This is a genomic window from Rhizobium sp. T1470, assembly GCF_042140505.1.
Lineage (GTDB): Bacteria > Pseudomonadota > Alphaproteobacteria > Rhizobiales > Rhizobiaceae > Rhizobium > Rhizobium favelukesii.
In genome coordinates this window covers 579,440-598,906 of sequence record NZ_CP148092.1, presented here as the reverse complement: position 1 = coordinate 598,906, position 19,467 = coordinate 579,440, and the positions used below count along the sequence as shown (strand labels likewise).

Annotated in this window: 15 protein-coding genes and 4 pseudogenes; 10 read left to right on the top strand and 9 right to left on the bottom strand. The window is 59.7% G+C overall.

What is annotated here, in order from left to right:
* Positions 1-252 precede the first annotated feature (252 nt).
* The 4 genes from WGT02_RS24045 to WGT02_RS24030 are packed head-to-tail and all read right to left on the bottom strand — an operon-like array spanning position 253 to position 5,649.
* Positions 253-1,776 carry an adenylate/guanylate cyclase domain-containing protein gene (locus tag WGT02_RS24045; protein ID WP_208247101.1) on the bottom strand — a complete coding sequence of 508 codons (1,524 nt, stop codon included), beginning with the start codon at positions 1,774-1,776 and terminating at the stop codon, positions 253-255.
* A 35-nt stretch (positions 1,777-1,811) separates the two neighbouring features.
* Positions 1,812-2,177, bottom strand: coding sequence for a response regulator (locus WGT02_RS24040; protein WP_024319028.1), 366 nt, complete (start codon positions 2,175-2,177; stop codon positions 1,812-1,814).
* Between the two features lie 14 nt (positions 2,178-2,191).
* Positions 2,192-4,906, bottom strand: a complete 2,715-nt coding sequence (locus tag WGT02_RS24035) for a response regulator (protein ID WP_024319027.1) — start codon at positions 4,904-4,906, stop codon at positions 2,192-2,194.
* Positions 4,903-5,649, bottom strand: coding sequence for a DUF3365 domain-containing protein (locus WGT02_RS24030; protein WP_024319026.1), 747 nt, complete (start codon positions 5,647-5,649; stop codon positions 4,903-4,905). The genes WGT02_RS24035 and WGT02_RS24030 overlap by 4 nt, the downstream gene beginning before the upstream one ends.
* 161 nt (positions 5,650-5,810) lie before the next feature.
* Between WGT02_RS24030 and WGT02_RS24025 the strand changes: the two are divergent.
* Positions 5,811-5,931: pseudogene (locus WGT02_RS24025) on the top strand (IS6 family transposase); the annotation flags it as partial.
* A 186-nt stretch (positions 5,932-6,117) separates the two neighbouring features.
* Here WGT02_RS24025 and WGT02_RS24020 read toward each other — a convergent pair.
* Positions 6,118-7,041, bottom strand: a complete 924-nt coding sequence (locus WGT02_RS24020; RefSeq protein WP_208247099.1) for an ArdC family protein — start codon at positions 7,039-7,041, stop codon at positions 6,118-6,120.
* A gap of 295 nt (positions 7,042-7,336) precedes the next feature.
* Between WGT02_RS24020 and WGT02_RS24015 the strand changes: the two are divergent.
* A pseudogene (locus WGT02_RS24015) lies at positions 7,337-7,797 on the top strand (mobile mystery protein A).
* Positions 7,794-7,990: pseudogene (locus WGT02_RS24010) on the top strand (cell filamentation protein Fic); the annotation flags it as partial. The pseudogenes WGT02_RS24015 and WGT02_RS24010, both read left to right, overlap by 4 nt.
* Positions 7,991-8,704: 714 nt before the next feature.
* Here the strand turns inward: WGT02_RS24010 and WGT02_RS24005 are convergent.
* The gene (locus WGT02_RS24005; protein WP_024318481.1) at positions 8,705-9,604 is read right to left on the bottom strand and encodes a LysR family transcriptional regulator; all 900 of its coding nucleotides are present in this window, start codon (positions 9,602-9,604) and stop codon (positions 8,705-8,707) included.
* A 120-nt stretch (positions 9,605-9,724) separates the two neighbouring features.
* Between WGT02_RS24005 and WGT02_RS24000 the strand changes: the two genes are divergently transcribed.
* The 7 genes and pseudogenes from WGT02_RS24000 to WGT02_RS23970 form a co-directional block, all read left to right on the top strand.
* Positions 9,725-10,657 (top strand): VOC family protein, encoded by a 933-nt coding sequence (locus tag WGT02_RS24000; protein ID WP_208247097.1) that lies wholly within the window; start codon positions 9,725-9,727, stop codon positions 10,655-10,657.
* A gap of 95 nt (positions 10,658-10,752) precedes the next feature.
* Positions 10,753-11,442, top strand: coding sequence for a hydrolase (locus WGT02_RS23995; protein ID WP_208247095.1), 690 nt, complete (start codon positions 10,753-10,755; stop codon positions 11,440-11,442).
* A gap of 67 nt (positions 11,443-11,509) precedes the next feature.
* Positions 11,510-11,800, top strand: a complete 291-nt coding sequence (locus WGT02_RS23990) for a XapX domain-containing protein (protein WP_208247092.1) — start codon at positions 11,510-11,512, stop codon at positions 11,798-11,800.
* Entirely contained in the window at positions 11,800-13,782 is a 1,983-nt protein-coding gene (locus WGT02_RS23985; RefSeq protein ID WP_208247090.1) for an amidohydrolase, read from the top strand. The genes WGT02_RS23990 and WGT02_RS23985 overlap by 1 nt, the downstream gene beginning before the upstream one ends.
* 10 nt (positions 13,783-13,792) lie before the next feature.
* Positions 13,793-14,224 carry a DoxX family protein gene (locus tag WGT02_RS23980; protein WP_024318486.1) on the top strand — a complete coding sequence of 144 codons (432 nt, stop codon included), beginning with the start codon at positions 13,793-13,795 and terminating at the stop codon, positions 14,222-14,224.
* A complete protein-coding gene (locus WGT02_RS23975; RefSeq protein WP_208247089.1) occupies positions 14,221-15,822 on the top strand; it encodes an MFS transporter in 1,602 nt (533 codons plus the stop codon). The genes WGT02_RS23980 and WGT02_RS23975 overlap by 4 nt, the downstream gene beginning before the upstream one ends.
* A 23-nt stretch (positions 15,823-15,845) precedes the next feature.
* Positions 15,846-16,051, top strand: a pseudogene (locus WGT02_RS23970) (aldolase); the annotation flags it as partial.
* Positions 16,052-16,078: 27 nt separating this feature from the next.
* On the opposite strand, the gene WGT02_RS23965 reads toward WGT02_RS23970, so the two are convergent.
* From WGT02_RS23965 to WGT02_RS23955, 3 genes are all read right to left on the bottom strand, one after another.
* Positions 16,079-16,978, bottom strand: coding sequence for a carbohydrate ABC transporter permease (locus WGT02_RS23965; RefSeq protein WP_024318489.1), 900 nt, complete (start codon positions 16,976-16,978; stop codon positions 16,079-16,081).
* Between the two features lie 16 nt (positions 16,979-16,994).
* Complete coding sequence (locus tag WGT02_RS23960) at positions 16,995-17,927, bottom strand: carbohydrate ABC transporter permease (RefSeq protein ID WP_208247087.1); 933 nt, start codon at positions 17,925-17,927, stop codon at positions 16,995-16,997.
* A gap of 93 nt (positions 17,928-18,020) precedes the next feature.
* Positions 18,021-19,337 carry an ABC transporter substrate-binding protein gene (locus WGT02_RS23955; RefSeq protein WP_024318491.1) on the bottom strand — a complete coding sequence of 439 codons (1,317 nt, stop codon included), beginning with the start codon at positions 19,335-19,337 and terminating at the stop codon, positions 18,021-18,023.
* Positions 19,338-19,467: the final 130 nt, after the last annotated feature.

The following is a 19,467-nucleotide window of genomic DNA, read 5'->3' as shown; positions in this document are numbered from 1 at the left end:
GCAGAAAAACAGCCGTTTATGGACGGGCACTAGCTAGCGAGGGTCTAGCTGAAGTCGCTCCACGAGTGCCAAGAGGAACGACAGAAATCGGACCTAAGAAGCTTTCACGCATTTCGTCCACAGCGTGGTGGGATGCGTCTCATCAACACGGCAGTTCGGCGTCTACACGGCTTGAAACAGCAACTACGAACCGTTCTGCACCAGCCGTCATCCTTTGCAACAGGGCCGCATGGAGCACGTCGACAGGAAGTGTTATTCCAAAAGGTAGGTTGTGCATCTCCCAATGCCGCGAATATTCATGATTTCCCGGCGGGCGGGCAAACGTCCCTCGCCAAGCGCATCGAACGTTGTTTGCGATATCTGAATTTGACCTGGTACGCCGCAAGACTCCATACGACTTGCAACATTGACCGTATGTCCCCAAACATCATAGCCAAAGCGTTTCCGACCGATTAGGCCAGCGATGACCGGCCCGCTATGGATGCCAATCCGCAAGCTGAGCGCTGATCCATCATCGACGCCTCCAGACATTTCGGCCAGCAGCGCCTTGGCGAACGCAACGCCCGCGACGGCGTGATCCACGCGAGAATCCGGTAGTCCCGACGCCGCCATATAGGCATCACCGATCGTCTTGATCTTTTCGATGCCATATTGATCAGCAAGTTCATCGAAACGACTAAACAGGTCTCCCAGTCTCCGGACCAGTGCTGCAGCCGGCGTTCGCGCTGCAAATTCCGTGAAGTTGACGATGTCGGCGAAAATAATAGTGACCATATCGATGCGATCGGCGATCACTTCCTCTCCATCGGCAAGCCGCTTCACCACCTGCTTCGGAAGAAGCGCATGCAGTAGGGCGTTTGCCCGTTCCTTCTCGAATTCTATCTGCGCCAGATATTGCTTTTCGCGCGTTCGCCAACGACGACGCTCGAGGCAGGCGGCAATGCGCGCTTTCAGCAAGACGGGATTGATCGGTTTGCGGAGATAGTCCTCGGCCCCCGCCTCAATGCAACGGGCAACGGCGTCGTCATCCTTCAGGCCGGAAATCATCACGACCGGGATCTCGCGAAAGTGTCCGTCCGATTTAAGCTGGCCGAGAAGCTCTATACCGTTCATGTCCGGCATCAAGACATCTGCCAATACGAGGTCGAATTCCTGCTGATCGAAGATACGAAGCGCCTCCTCGCCGGAGCTTGCCGCAACGACGGTGTGTCCATCGCGGCGGAGGCGTCTGGACAGGAGGTCGCGATTTGACGCCGTGTCATCGACGACGAGGATACGTCCTGCCCGTTCCGTGACGGCCGAAGAACGGGTCGCCATTGTCCTAGCCAGATCGGCGGCGATCGTTCCATCGAATTTAGGCTGAAATTCCTGATCCACATCGGGGGGCGATCCATCAAGTGTTTCGTCAATCTGCGCAAGCAAATTGCGGCTTTCACGGATGACCTTCGACACGTCCTCCAGCAGACGCGCCGGCAAGGTATCGGCGAAGTCCTCGATCAACATCTCGGAATAGCCGAGAATGGCATTCATGGGCGTTCTGAGATCATGCCGCAAAAGTCTATCGAGCGAGGGGGCATCCCCATTCTCCGGCATTTCGATGTCGAGCAGACGCTTGATCAATGTATTCAGCTCCCGCGCGGCGCTCAAGATCCTCTCAAGGTCCGGCAAGGCATCACTGGGTCCCGCGTCCCGCACCTCTTCCGTAATCAGTTCCTGATAGCCCAGAATGGCCTGGGCCGGATCGACGATGTTTTGGGCGATTCTGGCGATATACATGCGATGCCCGATGTCCCGAGATTGAGCCACGATCGTTACCCTCCGGTCAAACGGGCGATCTTGTCGAGCAGACCCGGTAGTTCGATCGGTTTGGTGTCGTAGTCGTCACAACCGGCCTCGATTGCCTTTTCACGATCGCCGGCCATAGCATGGGCGGTAAGTGCGATCACCGGTATGGCAGCGGTGATGGGATTTCTTTTGATCCGCTTCGTTGCTTCCCAGCCGTCGATGACAGGAAGGCTCATATCCATCAAAACCAAGTCCGGCTTCGTGGTCACGGCCGCCTCGACCCCGGCGAGCCCGTCCGTTGCGCTGACAACTTCGTAACCACGTTTCTCCAAGCGGCGGGAAAGCATATCGCGGTTCATCTCATTGTCCTCGACGAGGAGAATCTTGACCATCCGAACCTCTCCCCTCACGCCTCTTCCTTTTGCGGAAGATGCCGCTTTAAAGCTGCAATCAGATCGGTGCGGCCTTCGGTTCCTTTTCTGACGACTTCATTCGCGCGAACGCCCAACCAATCCATCTCTTCTCGCGTCAAATCTTTCGACGTGACGATAACGACTGGGATATCTGCCAAGTCGCGCCTGTCTTTGATCGCCTGAAGTAGCGTGAAACCGTCCATGTTCGGCATCATCAGGTCGAGAACCATAATCGTCGGCCGAGCGGCCTCGAGTTGATCAAGACCATGGCGACCGTCGGCTGCCTCCCGCACCCGCCAACCCTCGCGCACAAGCACCCTGCGGAAAAGATCGCGGGTTGCGGGGTCGTCGTCAACGATAAGCACATCATGACGTGCTTCGCCGGCGACTGCGTTTAGGGTATCGACGAGTTGCCGGGGGTCGATCGGCTTGATCAGATGGTCCACGGCACCGAAGGCCAGGCCCATCTCGCGATCGGCGACAACCGTTGCGAGGATGACGGGAATATCGCAGATCGCCTTGTCCGACTTGATTTCACGCAGGACGGACCAACCGTCTTGACCCGGCATGATCACGTCAAGGACGATTGCGTCCGGGTGCAATCGACGGATTTTTGCCAAGCCCTCTTCTCCACCCGTCGCCTCGATCACGCTAAAGCCTGCGCCGCGAACGGCGTCGGAGACGAAATTGCGAGCCCGCGCCTCATCATCAATCACGAGAACCGTTGGATGCGCGCTCGCACCTTCCAGGATATCGCTTTGCGGCGTATTTCCCTGGAGAATATCTGTTTTCGTGATCGCAGGGATTGTGAAGCGGAAGGTCGAGCCCTTTCCGAATTCGCTCTCGACGGCAATGGCACCACCCATCATCTTGACGAAATGTTGCGTGATGGTCAGGCCGAGGCCGGTCCCGCCGTAATTCCGCGTCGTCGACGAATCCACCTGTACGAATGCTTGGAAGAGCTTTTGCTGCTGCTCCTTCGTCATGCCGATTCCACTATCACTGACGGCAAATTCGAGCCATTCACCAACTCCGTCCTCGTAACGTCGCACCGCAAGCTTGATCTCGCCGTTCTCCGTAAATTTGGCGGCATTGGAGAGAAGATTAAACAGATTTTGCCGCAGCTTGGTCTTATCGGTCTCGATCTGGTCCTGCTCGACGGAGACACTCACCATCAGACGGTTGCCCTTCTTGGCGATCAGCGGCGCTACGGTATTTTGAACGTCGGCAAGAAGCTGTCTTAGACTGAGGCGCTCGACGTAGAGCTCCATCTTGCCCGCCTCGATCTTGGAGAGATCGAGAACGTCGTTGATGAGCGCCAGGAGATGGCGTCCCGAGCCCATAATCTTGTTGAGATCCGCAATGAACCCGGTCTGTCCGAGATCGCCGGCATCCTCGATGAGCATTTCGCTATAACCGATGATCGCATTCAAAGGAGTGCGCAGCTCGTGGCTCATGGAGGCGAGGAAACGGCTCTTTTCTTCGCTGGCGACCTCTGCGCCACGCCTTGCCTCCTCCAGCTCCGCCTGTCGGTTCTTCAAATCCGATATATCCGTGTAGACCGCCACGGTGGCGCCCTCCGGCGTCTTTCGCTTGGCGATGCGCAGCCATGTTCCATTGGCGAATTGCCGCTCGATCATGCCCTGCGGATCACGGTGACGCTGCATGGCCTCAGCGACCCAACTCTCTATCCCGCCGCTTCCGATATCGGTCGTGCCGCGTTCTGCCTGCGCACGTACAATATCTTCAAAGGCCCTTCCAGGCGTCATCAGGTCCGCAGTCTCCGGAAACAGTTGAAGATAGCGTTGGTTGACCAAAACCAGCCGGTCGCTCGCGTCAAAAAACGCGAACCCATCGGGAATGGTCTCGATTGCTGTCATCACCGTATTGCGCTGGCGCTCGGCAATCGCTTCTAGCTCTCGACGCTCAGCCTGGCTGTCACGCAGCAATCGCAACGTCTTTGAAACTTTTCCGAATTCATCGCTGCCTTCTGGCGGCAGTTCGACATCCTCCTGCCCCCTCGTCAACTGCGTCATCGCCCTGTCGATCCGGCCGAGTGGCACGAGGATGGAGCGCAGCACCAGCCAGGTCATCAGAATACAGGCCAGCGTCGTCACGCCGGCTGCGATCAGAGCTCGCATATAGGTGTTGCGCGCCGTCGCATCGGCAGCGTCGCGCGCCAGATCGGCTTCGTTCTCGAGACGTTGTTCGAGCGACATGAGAACGGAATCGATTTGATCGCTATAGCTTCTGGCGGCCGCCAGCCGGGAGTTGCCTATGACCCTGTTGTCATTGGTGTAGGCGTCAACGGCCTCCATCGCCTTTTCAAAGTAGGCGTTCGAACCCTGTAGGATCGTGTTCGCTTCATCGGGCGCGAAGACCTTGATGCGGGCCAGATCTTGTTCCAGCGCTTGGCGGGCTTCTTGCGCGCGCCGTTCCGAGAGGGTCAACAGGCTGACCGACAGATCCGTCAGCCAATAGCGGACCTCGCCAAAATGGCGATGCGCCTTGGCAGCATCGTCGAACATATGAAAGCGCCCATTCGCCTCCTCAACACGCCGCTGATTTTCACGCAGATCATGCGCCATGAAGGCGACGCTGAGGAGCAACGCGCCCAAAAGCGCGGCCGAAAGACAGATAAGGCGAAGCGGTATCTTTCGATCCGTCAGGCGGCCGATCCGCATTGGAATGGTGACGAAGGCGCTCATTTGAACAGCGTAATGCTGATCGCACCTGCCAAATCGCCTTCAGCTTTACCCTCCTTCGGGTAGCCCGTCACATCGACCTCGCCTTTGGGTCCGCCGTGACACGTCAGGCAGGATGCCGAGTAATATTCAGGGATCAGCATGCGAAAAGACTGGCGGCCGTTTACCCCCACCTCCTCGGTGAAGGATTTGCCTTTTGGCCAATCGGGAGACAGAAAATTGTTCTCTATGACGTGCTGCTCCCAATCATCCGGGCGCGCCTTGCGATTGCGGATCAGCTCCTCCGGCGCCGTCACCTTCATCTTCGCCTTATCGCCGACCTTTTCCTCGAAACGTTCATTGACCAATCGGGCGAAGGTCGAGGGAATGAACCCCTTGAAGCCCACACCCTTCATATCGATCATGCTTTGATGTTCGTCGACAACTTCCTTTATCGCGGCGACCTGCGCATCGAACAATTGCTTATCGAGAAGGCTGAAATTCTGATCCGATACGGCATCGCCCTTGCGCTGGGCAAAGATCTGCAGCGCTTCGTTGACGACACGTTGACCCGTGAGATCCTTTTTTCCTAGAGATTCGTCGTTGATGAGCTTTTGATGACCCGAGATGACAGTCCGGCCGGCGCGCAACAATGCAGAGAGCCGTTCACCTGTGGTCATGTCATCTTCGTCGGCAACAACAAAGCCCGCCAAAATACAAATCGCGGCCCATCCCAAAAAGACACCAGATATCGCGCCGAGCCGCATGTTGAGCCTCGTAGTATAGTACCCGCGCCGCGATAGTATCAGCTTGCGCTAATTTACAAAAGCATTAGTAACAGTCGGCGACGCCTAGGGCCCCTTTGGCCCTGTTGCAAAACGCGATTGTTGGGCCATCTGGCTCAGATGTATTCGCAGCAGGTTTTTCGATGAGCGATTTCAAGTGTCGGCATTTTCGCGGAGATGTGACCCTGGGCGGTTTTCTGGTACTGCAAATACGGTATCAGCTATCTTGAAACGATGCTGTGCGAACGCGGCGTCAATCTTGATCAGAGGATGATGTCGACGGTTCCTAACGAGGAACCTTAAAGGCGCAGAGACTGAAATGGCGCTCTCGGTCCTCGCATCCAGCGTCATGCGCGCCCTCAGAATCAAGGCATGCCACGCACAGCTCTGAAAACCAAAGAGAGGGCCCCGGTCAAACCAGGGCCCGAAGGCGTTTTCACACATGCGGCTTTACGCCGCCTCCCCGTCGTCTATCTGATCGGGCTGCAGGTAGTGCAGGTAGCTGACAGCGCGCTGCGCATGGCCGGCGGCGACAAAGATTGCCCGCTTGTCGCCGGAGAGAACCTTGAGCCAGGCGGCAAGGTAGCTTGCATGATCGGGCCGCGGGGCGAGTTCGGGAACGATGCCGAGATCGGCGCAGAGGAAGCAGCTGCCGAGTTCGGCGATCAGTTCCTCGCGGGCGCGCTCGCTTTGGTCCTTGGCATAGCGGCTGAGATCACGATCCAGTCGGTGTGGCGCCGCCGTCCAGTGGGTCAGTTCATGACTGAGGATCGCAACATAGGAGGCAGCGTCGCGGAAGGCTTCGAAGGCGGGCATCTGGATGTGATCGCGGACCGGGGCATAGTAGGCCGTCGATCCACCATGGCGGATCAGGGCGCCGGTGTTGGCAAAGAAGCGGTCGGCATGGCCGATACGCACCAGCGGATCCTGAACGGCTGCGAGCTGATGGAAGCGCGCGTCCAGTCCGGCAATCTGCTCGGCATTGAAGACCGTGTAGGCCTTGAGAAACGGGATATCGTGCTCGACCGCTTCGCCGGTGTCGCTGGTTTCGGTGCGGATGAAGGAACTGGCAAAGACGACCGTGGTGCCGGTCTCGCCCTTGCGCACCGCCGCCCCCAGTTGAAGGGCCTGGCAAAACGTCATCCAGGTTGGCGCCGTGAAGCCGCGGGCGATCGCTTCGGACCATAAAAGCAGAACGTTGATGCCGGAATAGGGTTGGCCGTTGTGGCGCAAGGGCCGGGTGATCCGGTCGGTCGCCTGGGCTGAGCTCCACGGCTGCATCCAAGGCCGCACGCCCTGTTCGAGCTCGGCGATGATCTTGTCGGTGATGCGGCTATAGAGATCGGCTCGTTGGTGGGTTTGTTGCCGGCTCATGTTGAAACCTCCGTTTCGAGGTCGCGACCATCGCGACCTGCTACGGCGGTCCGAATGCCGGGCTGCAAGGGCCGGCCCGCACCCGATAGGGCCGCAACGCAGGTGGAGGACGGCAACGCCGTTGCGGGGCGGCGCGGGGCCCGGCAGGACCTGAAGCCGGGGCAGGACGCAATGGTCGCTGGCAAGGCGGGGATTGTTCGACGGCTGGCGGGCACCACTAACCGCAGCGCTCAGCAGCGGAGCCGGTGACGGGTTAGCAGCGCCCTCGCCGCCTCGGCCTTGCCAGCGACCAGGGATGAAGAGCGACAGTCGAAAGAGGGGGCGCTTGCGCCTCGATGAAGGATTGCAGGGGCTCCAACCGATTGACCGGTTCAGAGCACCGCCAAAGGGATAGGTGCGGGCACTGCGCGACGCGCTCGCGATGACAGGCGCGCAGCTCGCCGCGCGCATCGCCGTGCGCCCCCAAACCGTCGAAGCCATCGAGAAGTCGGAAGCGGCAGGGACGATCCAGCTCAACACTCTGTGGCGCGCAGCGCAGGCGCTGGATTGTGCGCTCGTCTACGCGCTCGTCCCAAACAGTTCACTCGAGGATGTCATCGATGCCTGCGCACGGAAACTCGCAAAGCGCGGGCTTCGACCGTCACGTATACGATGCGCCTCGAAGCGCAGGGCACGGACGATGTGGATTTCGAATCCCATGTCCAGGCATACATTCGCGACAAACTCTCTGAGAGCGACCTCTGGAACGAGACATGACGGACCTATTTCAGGAGCCTGAGGGACGCAACACTCCTTGAGCGGCAAGAGCGAGATGGACTGCTTCAGACATGGATCTCGCACCGCCGTGGCCTTAACGAGGGGAAGAGGAAAACATTGTCGAGGACACCGCATGGGCGCGCGCCGCCGGCGTGTTTCGCTTGAGCGGATGCTCAGCGATGACTTCGAGCGGATGCATGTCCCGACCAATTTAAAGTGAAGATGCGTCCAATCTTAATTCATGGCCCGTCGATTTAAACCAAACGTTCGATTCTGAGGTGGTCGCCTCCATCACCGAGTCGCCTTTCCATTGACCTTACTGTCTCTAGGCCCAGTACAGTGGACAGAGAAACCACAAGTAGGAGCGACTGCAGCACTGCAGTCGCAATCAATTGCCCCACCGGAAACGCGAGAAAAATCGATACGTAGGTCCCGGCCTTCTCGGCATCTCCGGCCGCATCCTCATGCTCTGCCCTCTGTCTCGTCGCCAACATCATCAGCTTGTTACGCGACGGAAACCGAATAATTGAAGAAGGGGACACCGAGAACGAGGATGTCAGCGGCGAGGAATTCAGCCAGCGCCTTCCTGCTCTCGACGATATCATCTAGCGCGGTCTGGTCGTACTCCGAAACGTCCGCGCTTGGGCATGTGCCGAAAAGACGGACGCTGAAATGTGCGACAGCGGCTCCACCGCGAAATCCTTGTACTGAACTTCAATGCCTGCGATGCCCTTCTTGAGCCGCTCGACCGCAGCGAGACATCTCGCGGGTCAGCGAACCGACCGTTTGAATGTTTGTGTCGATGTGCAACAACCTCATTTCGTTCCCCTCCTTTGCGCCCAGGGTGCTGTGATATCGTCTTCGCAGACGTTGTAAGGGCAGCGGCACCTCCTCTATCGGCGATCGTTCATTCGATCGCTGATATAAACGCCGGGATTTGTTGTTCGAAGAACTTCGAGAACGAGGCGATACGCGGCGGCAGCGCCTGGTACGGGGGGTAGTACAGGGTCAGCCATAAGTCCGGCGGCGACCAGTCCCGCAGGACGTGAACGAGCCGTCCGGTACGCAGATACTCGGCCACATGGAACTTGGGCAGCATAGCAACCCCGACTCCGTCGGCAGCCATGCTCGCCAGTACCTCCCCACTATTGGCGCTGAATGCGCGGCCCGCAGAAATCGTAGCGCTGCCACTGCCGTCCGATAGCGTCCAGGTCTCCCGTTTGCTGTCGCCGCTGTAGGCCAGGCAATCGTCAGGAATGAGTTCATTGGCGTGCTTCATGTCGGAAAACCGGCTGCCCGGCGCGGCGACGAGAATACGGCGAACGATGCTGATCTTGCGCCAGATCGTGAACTTGTCTGAGGGGGCCGCGGAAATACGGATCGCCAGATCATAGTCGTCATCGATGATGTTCACGAGCCCATCCGCGAGCGAGATTTCGAAGCTGATCTTCGGGTAGCGTTCCTTGAATGCGGAGAGGATGGGTGGCAGGACCTGCTGACCGAACCAGGTCGGCGCGCTGATCCGCAGGCGGCCATGATCAGCCTTGTGGGTATTCATCACATCCTTGCGTGCGTTGTCGAGCACCTGCACCGCCGGCTGTATCTGAGCGGCGAAGATCGCGCCATCGGTCGTCAGCGACACCTGACGCGTGGTCCGCACAAAGAGTTGCACACCAAGATCTTCTTCCAAAGCAGCGATCGCCCGCGTGACGGCTGCTGGAGTCATATCGAGCTCGCGCGCGACCTGCGCGAAATTCCGCTTCTCGGCGGCCAGCAGAAAGGTTCGAAGCAGCTTGTAGTCGTTCATTTATTATTTCACCCAGAGCAATTCACTGACAATTATTATTGCAATTCCGGCCGCCGATCAACGGGCGTAAGTTTCCAATCACACCAGACAAACGAAAGCAGCCGCGGAAGGGCAAACGTCATGATCAAGGATATCAAAGGACTGCATCACATCACGTCGATGGCATCGGATGCCCGCCAGAACAACGCGTTTTTCACGGACACACTTGGCCTGCGCCGCGTGAAGAAGACCGTGAATTTCGACGACCCCAACGTCTACCACCTCTACTACGGTGATGAGGCCGGCACCCCCGGCTCCGTCATGACCTACTTCCCTTTCCCCGACGTGATGCGCGGCCGCCCCGGCGTCGGCGAAGTCAGCGAAACGCAGTTCGCAGTTCCCAAGGGCTCACTCTCCTACTGGCAGGATCGCCTGTCAGCAAAGGGAGCCAGCAACCTGCATGCCGACACTGCCTTCGGTGCTGACCGCCTCCTGTTCAAAGGGCCGGACGGCGAAGCGTTCGCCCTTGTCGAATCAGACGACGATGGCCGCAAAGCCTGGAACGGTGCCGGCATCGACGAAAGCGTCGGTATCCGCGGCTTTTCCGGTGCCAAGTTCCGCCTGCATGACACCGCCGCCACTTCCGAACTGCTAGGCTTCATGGGCTACCAGCGCGCCGAGACTGATGGGGATGTTACCCGCTTCATCATCCCAGGCGGCAACGGCGCTGATACCATAGACCTCGAGGTGCTTTCGAAAACGCCTTTCGCAAGGCAGGGCGCAGGTTCGGTGCATCACATCGCTTTCGCTGTCGACAACCGCGCAAAGCAGCTCGAAGTTCGCAAGGCCCTGATGGATACGGGATACCAGGTGACTCCGGTGATCGACCGCGATTACTTCTGGGCCATCTACTTCAGGACACCCGGCGGCGTACTGTTCGAAATCGCCACGAACGAACCCGGTTTCGACCGCGACGAAGACACGGCACACCTCGGCGAGGCTTTGAAACTGCCAACACGCTACGAGCCTTATCGTGACCAGATCGAGGCCGGGCTGACACCACTGGCGGCCTGACGTCGCTTTCCAACAATAGGGCGGCATAACGTTCAAGACGTGCCGCTTTGCCTGCCCCATTACCTTGCTTCAACCCAACCAAAGGAAGACACGAGATGTCCAGCAAGCTTCAGGTCCTCACCCCGCAGAACAGCCAGATCATCTTCATCGACCAGCAACCGCAGATGGCTTTCGGCGTTCAGTCGATCGACCGCCAGGTCTTGAAGAACAACGTCGTCGGCCTTGCCAAGGCGGCCAGGATCTTCAACGTCCCGACCACCATCACCACTGTCGAGACCGATCGCTTCTCGGGCAACACTTTCCCGGAACTGCTCGCCGTCGTCCCCGACAATGATATCCTCGAGCGCACATCGATGAATTCCTGGGACGACCAGAACGTCCGCGACGCGCTTGCCAAAAATGCTGTTGACGGCCGCAAGAAGGTCGTCGTCGCCGGCCTGTGGACCGAGGTTTGCAACACGACCTTCGCCCTCTCCTGCATGAACGACACCGACTACGAAATTTACATGGTTGCGGATGCTTCCGGTGGCACGTCCGCCGATGCGCACAAATATGCGATGGACCGCATGGTGCAGGCGGGTGTCGTTCCGGTCACCTGGCAGCAGGTCCTGCTCGAATGGCAGCGCGACTGGGCCCGCAAGGAAACCTATGACGCGGTCACGTCGCTGGTGAAGGAGCATTCCGGCGCCTACGGCATGGGCATCGACTATGCCGTCACCCACGTTCACGGCGGCGCCGAGCGGGTCAGCCATGGCAAGCGGATCGGCCCGAACCCCGCGAAGTAAAACCGTCATCGCTCCGGCAGGCCGCCATCTGCCGGAGTATGCTTCCCCCAAGCGAAGGTCATCCTCGATGAAAATCTATCTCCTGTCACTCGGTGCCGGCCTGCTGGTGGGCGTGATCTACAGCCTGCTCAATGTCCGTTCGCCCGCCCCGCCCGTTGTCGCTCTTATCGGTCTGCTTGGAATCCTTGTCGGCGAGCAGCTGGTGCCGCTGGCAAAAAGCATCTGGGCTCGCGAGCCTGCTGCCGTCTCCTGGCTTCATCAGGTAAAGCCTCACATGTTCGGACACCTCCCGAAAGGCGCGACAAACGTGGTGGAGGTGAGCCCGCCCCATGAAGATCCGACATCGGGGAAAAGCTGATGACCACGCGCCGCACATTCCTGGGCGCAGCATCGACCTTCGCCTTTTCAAATCTTTTTTCCCCGGCCAATGCCGGCGATCCCACCAAGACCGGAGCCGCTTCCATGCGCGCAGACATCGTTTTTCACAACGGATTAATCACGACGCTTGATCGCGCAAATCCAAACGCCACCGCGGTCGCCATCAAGGACGGCCTGTTCATGGATGTGGGAACCGACAGCGAAATAATGGCGCTCGCCGGACCGGATACAAAGATCATCGACCTGAAGGGCAAGCGGATGTTGCCGGGCCTCATCGACAACCACACCCACGTCGTGCGCGGTGGCCTCAACTTCAACATGGAGCTTCGCTGGGATGGCATTCGGTCACTCGCCGATGCGATGGACATGCTGAAGCGACAGGTGGCGATCACGCCGGCCTCGCAATGGGTCCGCGTGGTCGGCGGTTTCACCGAGCACCAGTTTGCCGAAAAACGCCTGCCGACGATCGACGAAATCAACGCTATTGCACCCGATACCCCTGTCTTCCTGCTCCACCTTTATGACCGCGCGCTGCTGAACGGCGCAGCCCTTCGCGCCGTCGGCTATACCAAGGACACTCCAAACCCTCCGGGCGGAGAGATCACCTGCGATTCCAACGGCAATCCGACAGGCCTTCTGCTCGCCAAGCCGAATGCGGGCATTCTCTATTCGACTTTGTCGAAGGGGCCTAAGCTTCCGTTTGAATACCAGGTCAATTCCACCCGCCACTTCATGCGCGAGCTCAACCGGCTGGGCATCACCGGCGTGATCGACGCTGGCGGCGGCTTTCAGAACTACCCGGACGACTATGCCGTAATCCAGAAATTGTCGGATGAGGATCAGCTCACTGTGCGCCTGGCCTACAATCTGTTCACGCAGAAGCCGAAGGAAGAAAAACAGGACTTCCTCAACTGGACGCAGTCGGTCAAATACAAGCAGGGAAACGATTACTTCCGGCACAACGGCGCTGGCGAAATGCTCGTCTTCTCGGCGGCAGACTTTGAGGATTTCCGTCAGCCAAGGCCCGAGATGGCGCCGGAGATGGAAGGCGAGCTCGAGGAGGTGGTTCGCGTGCTTGCCGAAAACCGCTGGCCCTGGCGGATGCACGCCACCTATGACGAGACCATCTCTCGTTCCCTCGATGTCTTCGAAAAGGTCAACAAGGACATCCCGCTCGAGGGTCTCAACTGGTTCTTCGACCATGCCGAGACTATCTCGGATCGTTCGATCGACCGGATCGCGGCGCTCGGCGGCGGCATCGCGACACAGCACCGAATGGCCTATCAGGGCGAATATTTTGTCGAGCGCTACGGTCATGGTGTCGCTGAAGCAACGCCCCCGATCAAGCGCATGCTTGAGAAGGGCGTCAACGTATCGGCAGGTACGGATGCGACACGCGTCGCTTCCTACAATCCATGGGTTTCTCTCGCCTGGATGGTGACCGGAAAGACCGTTGGCGGCATGCAGCTCTACCCGCGCGCCAACTGCCTCGACCGCGAGACGGCGCTGCGCATGTGGACGGAGAAGGTCACCTGGTTCTCCAATGAGGAAGGCAAGAAAGGTCGGATCGAGAAAGGCCAGTTCGCCGACCTCGTCGTGCCGGACAAGGACTTCTTCGCCTGCGCCGAAGACGAGATCTCGTTCCTGTCCTCGCAGTTGACCATGGTCGGCGGCAAGATCGTCTATGGTGCGGGCGACTTCTCAGCGCTCGACGACAACGACGTACCGCCCGCCATGCCGGACTGGTCTCCCGTTCGCACGTTCGGCGGCTATGCGGCATGGGGTGAACCGCAAGGCGCAGGCATGAACTCTCTGCGCCGGACCGCGATCTCGACCTGCAGCTGCACCAGCTCCTGCAACGTCCACGGCCACGACCACGCCGGAGCCTGGACATCGAACCTGCCGATCGCCGATCTCAAGGGCTTTTTCGGCGCGCTCGGTTGCGCATGCTGGGCCGTGTGAGGACAAGATCATGATTTCCGTAACCCAACGCCGTAACGGCCTCGCTTCGCTCGCCGCCTCCCCCGTGGTCGCTTTCGTGGCGCTCCTTGGCCTGTGCGCGGCCTATATCCAGGGACCGCTTGCCAAGCTTTTCGATTTCCAGAGTGCGATTGGTGAGATGGAGCATTTCGGTCTTCATCCGGCCGCCCTCTTCGCGGTCGCCGTCATCGTGTTCGAACTGGCAGCTTCGGCAATGATCCTGTCTGGCTTCCTTCGATGGCTTGGCGCACTGGCGCTCGCCGTCTTCACGCTTCTTGCGACGTTCGTCGCCGTCCGGTTCTGGGAGATGCCCTCCGGCATGGAACGGATGATGGCGACCAACGCCTTCTTTGAGCATCTTGGTCTTGTCGGCGCCTTCGTCATTGTCGCCATCACCGACCTCACTAAGGGAGCGGGCAAATGAGCGCCGCAGAATCTTCAGGCGGCAGTTTCGCGCCGCTACGCCAGCCTGTCTTCGCTGTCCTCTGGACGGCAACGGTCCTGGGCAACACCGGCAGCTTCATGCGCGATGTGGCCAGTTCCTGGCTGATGACCGATCTCTCGGCGGCACCCGCGACCGTCGCCATGGTTCAGGCAGCCGGCACCCTGCCGATCTTCCTTCTGGCGATCCCGGCGGGCGTGCTCTCGGACATCCTCGACCGACGCAAGTTCCTGATCGCTGTCCAGCTCCTGCTCGCCACCGTCAGCATATCGCTGATGGTACTGTCCTACATGGGTATGCTTTCGGTCAGCGCTTTGATCGGGTTGACCTTTCTGGGCGGTATCGGAGCCGCCCTGATGGGCCCGACATGGCAGGCGATCGTGCCTGAACTGGTAGCGCGCGAGGACGTGAAGAGCGCGGTTGCCCTGAACTCGCTTGGGATCAACATCGCACGCTCGATCGGCCCCGCTGCCGGTGGCCTGCTGCTCGCCGCGTTCGGAGCTGCCTTGACCTACGGCGCAGACGTTGCAAGTTACATCGTCGTCATCGCGGCGCTCGTCTGGTGGCCGCGTGCCAAAGACGCCGATGACGCATTGTCGGAGAACTTCTTCGGCGGGTTCCGTGCCGGACTGCGCTACACCCGAGCCAGCAAGCCGCTTCACGTCGTGCTTTTGCGGGCGGCGATTTTCTTCGCCTTTGCCAGCGCGGTCTGGGCGCTTCTTCCGCTGGTCGCCCGTCAGCTTCTGGGCGGGGATGCAGGCTTCTACGGACTTCTGCTCGGTTCGGTCGGTGCAGGCGCCATCGGTGGGGCTCTGGTGATGCCGCGTTTGCGTCAGCGCTTCGATTCCGACGGTCTTCTTCTGGGCTCGGCACTCGTGACGGCTCTCGTCATGGCCGCACTCTCGCTCGCTCCGCCGCAATGGCTGGCAGTCGTCGTCCTTCTTTTCCTTGGTGCTGCCTGGATTACCGCCCTTACCACCCTGAACGGGGCGGCGCAGGCTGTCCTGCCGAATTGGGTACGGGGCCGTGGCCTTGCCGTCTATCTGACCGTGTTCAACGGTGCGATGACGGCCGGCAGTCTCGGATGGGGTGCCGTCGGGGAAGCGGCCGGCGTGCCTGGCACGCTGTTAGTCGGTGCCGCCGGATTGCTCGTCGCAGGCTTCATCATGCACCGGATCAAGCTTCCGTCCGGCGAGGCCGATCTGGTATCGTCCAACCATTGGCCGGAGCCTCTCGTTGCCCAGCCGGTCGCAAACGACCGCGGCCCCGTGCTCATCCTGATCGACTACCGCGTCGAGAAACACAACCGCGCCAAATTCCTGCATGCTCTCGACGACATGTCCTCGGAGCGTCGACGGGACGGAGCTTATGGCTGGGGCGTGACGGAAGACTCTGCCGATCCTGAAAAAATCACGGAGTGGTTCATGGTCGAATCCTGGGCTGAACACCTTAGGCAGCACAAGCGCGTCTCGAATGCGGATGCCGACCTGCAGAGCAAGGTCCTGGCTTTCCACAGCGGCCCTCACAAGCCTGTCGTTCGACATCTGCTGTCGATCAACAAGCCTGGAATGGCGGTCTGAAGCTGGACATGACGGGATATCCATCCAATCACGGACCGGTCGTCGCCGGTGACAGCCTGGAGGCTGGGTTTTTCGAACCAAGGAGTTGGAGGAGACGGCGAAGCTCTATCTGCTGCTGCGCAACCTCAACCCCCGTTGTCTCAGCCCGGCGCAGGTAAATGATCTCATCAAGACCGTCGGCCTCGACCTTCCATCTCATCACGACCACGACCACGACCATCACGATTGAGTGCGGCGCTGCCCGCGCAACGGACGTTTATTCCTTCACCGCACCGGTCATGGATGACACGTAATAATCGACGAAGAAGGAATAGAGGATCACCACCGGCAGCGAGCCGAACAGCGCGCCCGCCATCAGTGCGCCCCATTCGAACACGTCGCCGCGGACCAGTTCCGTCAGAACGCCAACCGGCACGGTCTTGTTTTCCGAAGACTGGATGAAGGTCAGCGCATAGATGAACTCGTTCCAGGATAGCGTGAAGGCAAAGATGCCGGCTGATATCAGCCCGGGAACGGCAAGCGGCAGGATGATCTTGATCAGAATCTGCCAGCGCGTCGCGCCATCCACCAGCGCGCTCTCCTCGAGCTCGAACGGGATCGACCGGAAATAGCCCATCAGCAGCCAGGTGCAGAAGGGAATGAGGAACGTCGGATAGGTGAAGATCAGCGCCAGCCTGGAATCGTAGATGCCGAACTTGAAGACGATGAAGGCGAGCGGAATGAACAGGATTGACGGCGGCACGAGGTAGGCGAGAAAGATCATCAGCCCCACCGGCCGCGAGCCCGAGAACCGCACGCGCTCGATCGCGTAGGCCGCAAAGACCGATGCCGCCAGCGACAGGAACGTCGCGCAGGTGGCCACCAGCATCGTGTTCCACAGCCAGCCCGGATAGGAGGTCTCAAACAGCAGGTACTTGATATGATCGAGCGTCGGGCCGACCACCCAGAAGGGGCTGTAGTTCGTATAGTCGGTCAGCTGCGAATTTGGCTTTATCGCCGTGATCGCCATCCAGTAGAACGGAAAGAGCAGCACGAAGACGAACACCGCCATCGGCAGATAAACCATCACGATCCGGCGCGGCAGGCGATTGAGATAGCTCATGCCCTGTACATCGTCGGTCAGAACGGCGTTTTCGGATTTCGCGGTCGTGGTCATCGTCATTTTCCCCTCATCAATCCTGGCCGCCCTGCTGCCATTTGCGGCGTTGCAGGCCGAAGAAGCTGAACATGATGGCGGCAAGCAGGAAGGGGATCATCGCCACGGCGATCGCCGCCCCCTCGCCCAGTTGTCCGCCGGGAATGCCGCGCTGGAAGGAGAGCGTCGCCATCAGATGCGTCGCATTCACCGGCCCGCCCTTGGTGAGCACATAGATCAGCTGGAAGTCCGTGAACGTGAACAGCACCGAGAAGGTCATGACGACGGCGATGATTGGTGTCAGCATCGGCAACGTCACATAGCGAAAGCGCTGCCAGCTCGTCGCGCCGTCTAGCGACGCCGCCTCGTGCAGTGAGGCCGGAATGGTCTGGAGACCAGCCAGCAACGAAATGGCGACGAAGGGAATGCCGCGCCAGACATTGGCGGCGATCACCGAGGCGCGGGCATTTGTTGGATCGCCGAGGAAATTAATCGGGCTGTCGATCACGCCGAGCTGCATCAGCGACCAGGAGATGATCGAGAACTGTGCATCGTAGATCCACCAGAAGGCCAGCGCCGAAAGCACGGTCGGAACGACCCAGGGCAAAAGCACGATCGCCCGGAAGAAGGATTTGAACGGCAGGTTCTCGTTCAACAGCAGCGCCAGCCAGAGCCCGAAGACGAATTTCAGGATTGATGCGACGATCGTGTAGAGAAGCGTGTTGAAGACCGAGAGCCAGAAGACCGAGTCCTCGGAAAGGAAGATGTAATTTTCGAGCCCGATGAATACTCCGTCACGGCCGATGCGCGTATCGGTGAAGCCGAGCCAGACGCCGAGGCCGAGCGGATAGGTCAGGAAGCAGACAAGGAAGACGGCGGCCGGCAGCATGAAGAGGAAGCCGATCATATTCCTGTTCTGCATGAGCGAACCCATCGCCGAAGGCGGCTTCCTGGACGATACTGTGGGCATCGGTCATCTCCCGTATGACGAATTGGGGAATGGGGACCGGCGGGAGCAATTCCGCCGATACCCTATCTGGGCGGCCATGCGGCTGCCGCCGGTTCAGACCCGGTAATAGCGGTTTGCCCGGCGCTCAGCCTCGGCTATCGCCTCTTCCGGTGTCTTCTGCCCCGTGACGGCGGTCGCGAACATGTCGACCAGCACATAATCGGCCATCACACCGGCGGAGGCATAGCCGAGCGGCCCGGCATAGCCGTTGGGACGCAGCGTTTCGGAAGCGCGCGCATAGGGCGCGTGGATCGGGTCGGACGTCCAGACGGGATTGCTGGCGAAGGCCTTGAGCGGCTGGCAGCAATAGGCGCTGGAACCTGTGATCCAGGCATTCATCTGGTCGGCCTCCATCATGAACTTGATGTAGGCCTTGGCCGCCTCGGGATATTTCGTGTGGTTGAACAAAAGCAGCGAGCTCGTCTGATGCAGTTCGACGCTCTGGCCGACCGGACCGACGGGGAAGTTCGTGGTACGGATGTCGGCGGAGAGTTCCGCCATTGCCGGATCCTTCTTCGACGCATAGTAGAGCGAGACGCCGTTGGCCGTCAGCGATACCTGGCCTGCGAGGAAAGCGCGGTTGTTGTTGATGTCGAGCCAGCTCTCGGTGCCGGGAATGAAGGTCTCGTAGAGCGCCTTGGCGTAGTTGACCGCCTTCACCGTTTCGGGACTGTTGATAACGACCTTGCCGCCCTCGTCGACCATCTTGCCGCCATGGCTCCAGAGCAGCCAATGGGCATAATTGTTGCCGTCGCCGACGGCCTTGCCGTGCGGAAATCCGGCGGGCGTTCCCTTGGCCTTCATGGCCTTGCAGAGTTCGAGGAAGCCATCGGTATCCTTCGGGAAGTCGCTGAAGCCGGCCGCCTTCATATGACTGTCGCGGTAGCACACCGCGTTGCCGATGGCCGTCAGCGGCATGGCGATGAACTTGTCGCCGCGTGAAGCATAGCCCTTCACGCCATCGTACCATCCGCCATATTTGCCGCCGAGATAGTTGGCGAGCTCGGTCAGATCGACAAGTTTATCCGGGTATTGGTGGGCGTCGTCAAACCAGCACATCACCAGATCCGGCCCGGACCCGACATTCGCGGCGACCGCGGCCTTCGGGCGAATGTCCTCCCAGCTTTCCTTGTCGATGCGGACCGCAACCCCGGTCGTTTCCGTGAATTTCGCGGTATTGGCAAGCCATGCATCCTCGTCGCCCTTGACGAAGGGCGTCCAGCGCAACAGCCTCAGGCTTGCGCCTTCCTCCGGCTTGTAAGCCGGTTCCGCCCCTTGAGCGAAAGACGGACGGATGCCGAAAGGCGAAAGACCGGCCATGCCCGCGACCGCGGCGGATGCGGTAAGAAAATCACGTCTCTTGAAAGTCATCATGCTCCTCCTTCGTGGCACGGGACATGTCCGTACCGGCACCCGCCGTCCCGTTTGGCGAATGCGGCGGCAATGGCTTCCGGCACTGCCGGAAACGCCGGCCCCGAAACCGGATGCGTCAGGGCTCCTC

Coding starts and splice junctions, on each gene's coding strand:
- WGT02_RS24045 (WP_208247101.1), bottom strand. CDS start 1,776: ATGTATATCGCCAGAATCGCCCAAAACATCGTCGATCCGGCCCAGGCC.
- WGT02_RS24040 (WP_024319028.1), bottom strand. CDS start 2,177: ATGGTCAAGATTCTCCTCGTCGAGGACAATGAGATGAACCGCGATATG.
- WGT02_RS24035 (WP_024319027.1), bottom strand. CDS start 4,906: ATGAGCGCCTTCGTCACCATTCCAATGCGGATCGGCCGCCTGACGGAT.
- WGT02_RS24030 (WP_024319026.1), bottom strand. CDS start 5,649: ATGCGGCTCGGCGCGATATCTGGTGTCTTTTTGGGATGGGCCGCGATT.
- WGT02_RS24020 (WP_208247099.1), bottom strand. CDS start 7,041: ATGAGCCGGCAACAAACCCACCAACGAGCCGATCTCTATAGCCGCATC.
- WGT02_RS24005 (WP_024318481.1), bottom strand. CDS start 9,604: ATGAACGACTACAAGCTGCTTCGAACCTTTCTGCTGGCCGCCGAGAAG.
- WGT02_RS24000 (WP_208247097.1), top strand. CDS start 9,725: ATGATCAAGGATATCAAAGGACTGCATCACATCACGTCGATGGCATCG.
- WGT02_RS23995 (WP_208247095.1), top strand. CDS start 10,753: ATGTCCAGCAAGCTTCAGGTCCTCACCCCGCAGAACAGCCAGATCATC.
- WGT02_RS23990 (WP_208247092.1), top strand. CDS start 11,510: ATGAAAATCTATCTCCTGTCACTCGGTGCCGGCCTGCTGGTGGGCGTG.
- WGT02_RS23985 (WP_208247090.1), top strand. CDS start 11,800: ATGACCACGCGCCGCACATTCCTGGGCGCAGCATCGACCTTCGCCTTT.
- WGT02_RS23980 (WP_024318486.1), top strand. CDS start 13,793: ATGATTTCCGTAACCCAACGCCGTAACGGCCTCGCTTCGCTCGCCGCC.
- WGT02_RS23975 (WP_208247089.1), top strand. CDS start 14,221: ATGAGCGCCGCAGAATCTTCAGGCGGCAGTTTCGCGCCGCTACGCCAG.
- WGT02_RS23965 (WP_024318489.1), bottom strand. CDS start 16,978: ATGACCACGACCGCGAAATCCGAAAACGCCGTTCTGACCGACGATGTA.
- WGT02_RS23960 (WP_208247087.1), bottom strand. CDS start 17,927: ATGCCCACAGTATCGTCCAGGAAGCCGCCTTCGGCGATGGGTTCGCTC.
- WGT02_RS23955 (WP_024318491.1), bottom strand. CDS start 19,337: ATGACTTTCAAGAGACGTGATTTTCTTACCGCATCCGCCGCGGTCGCG.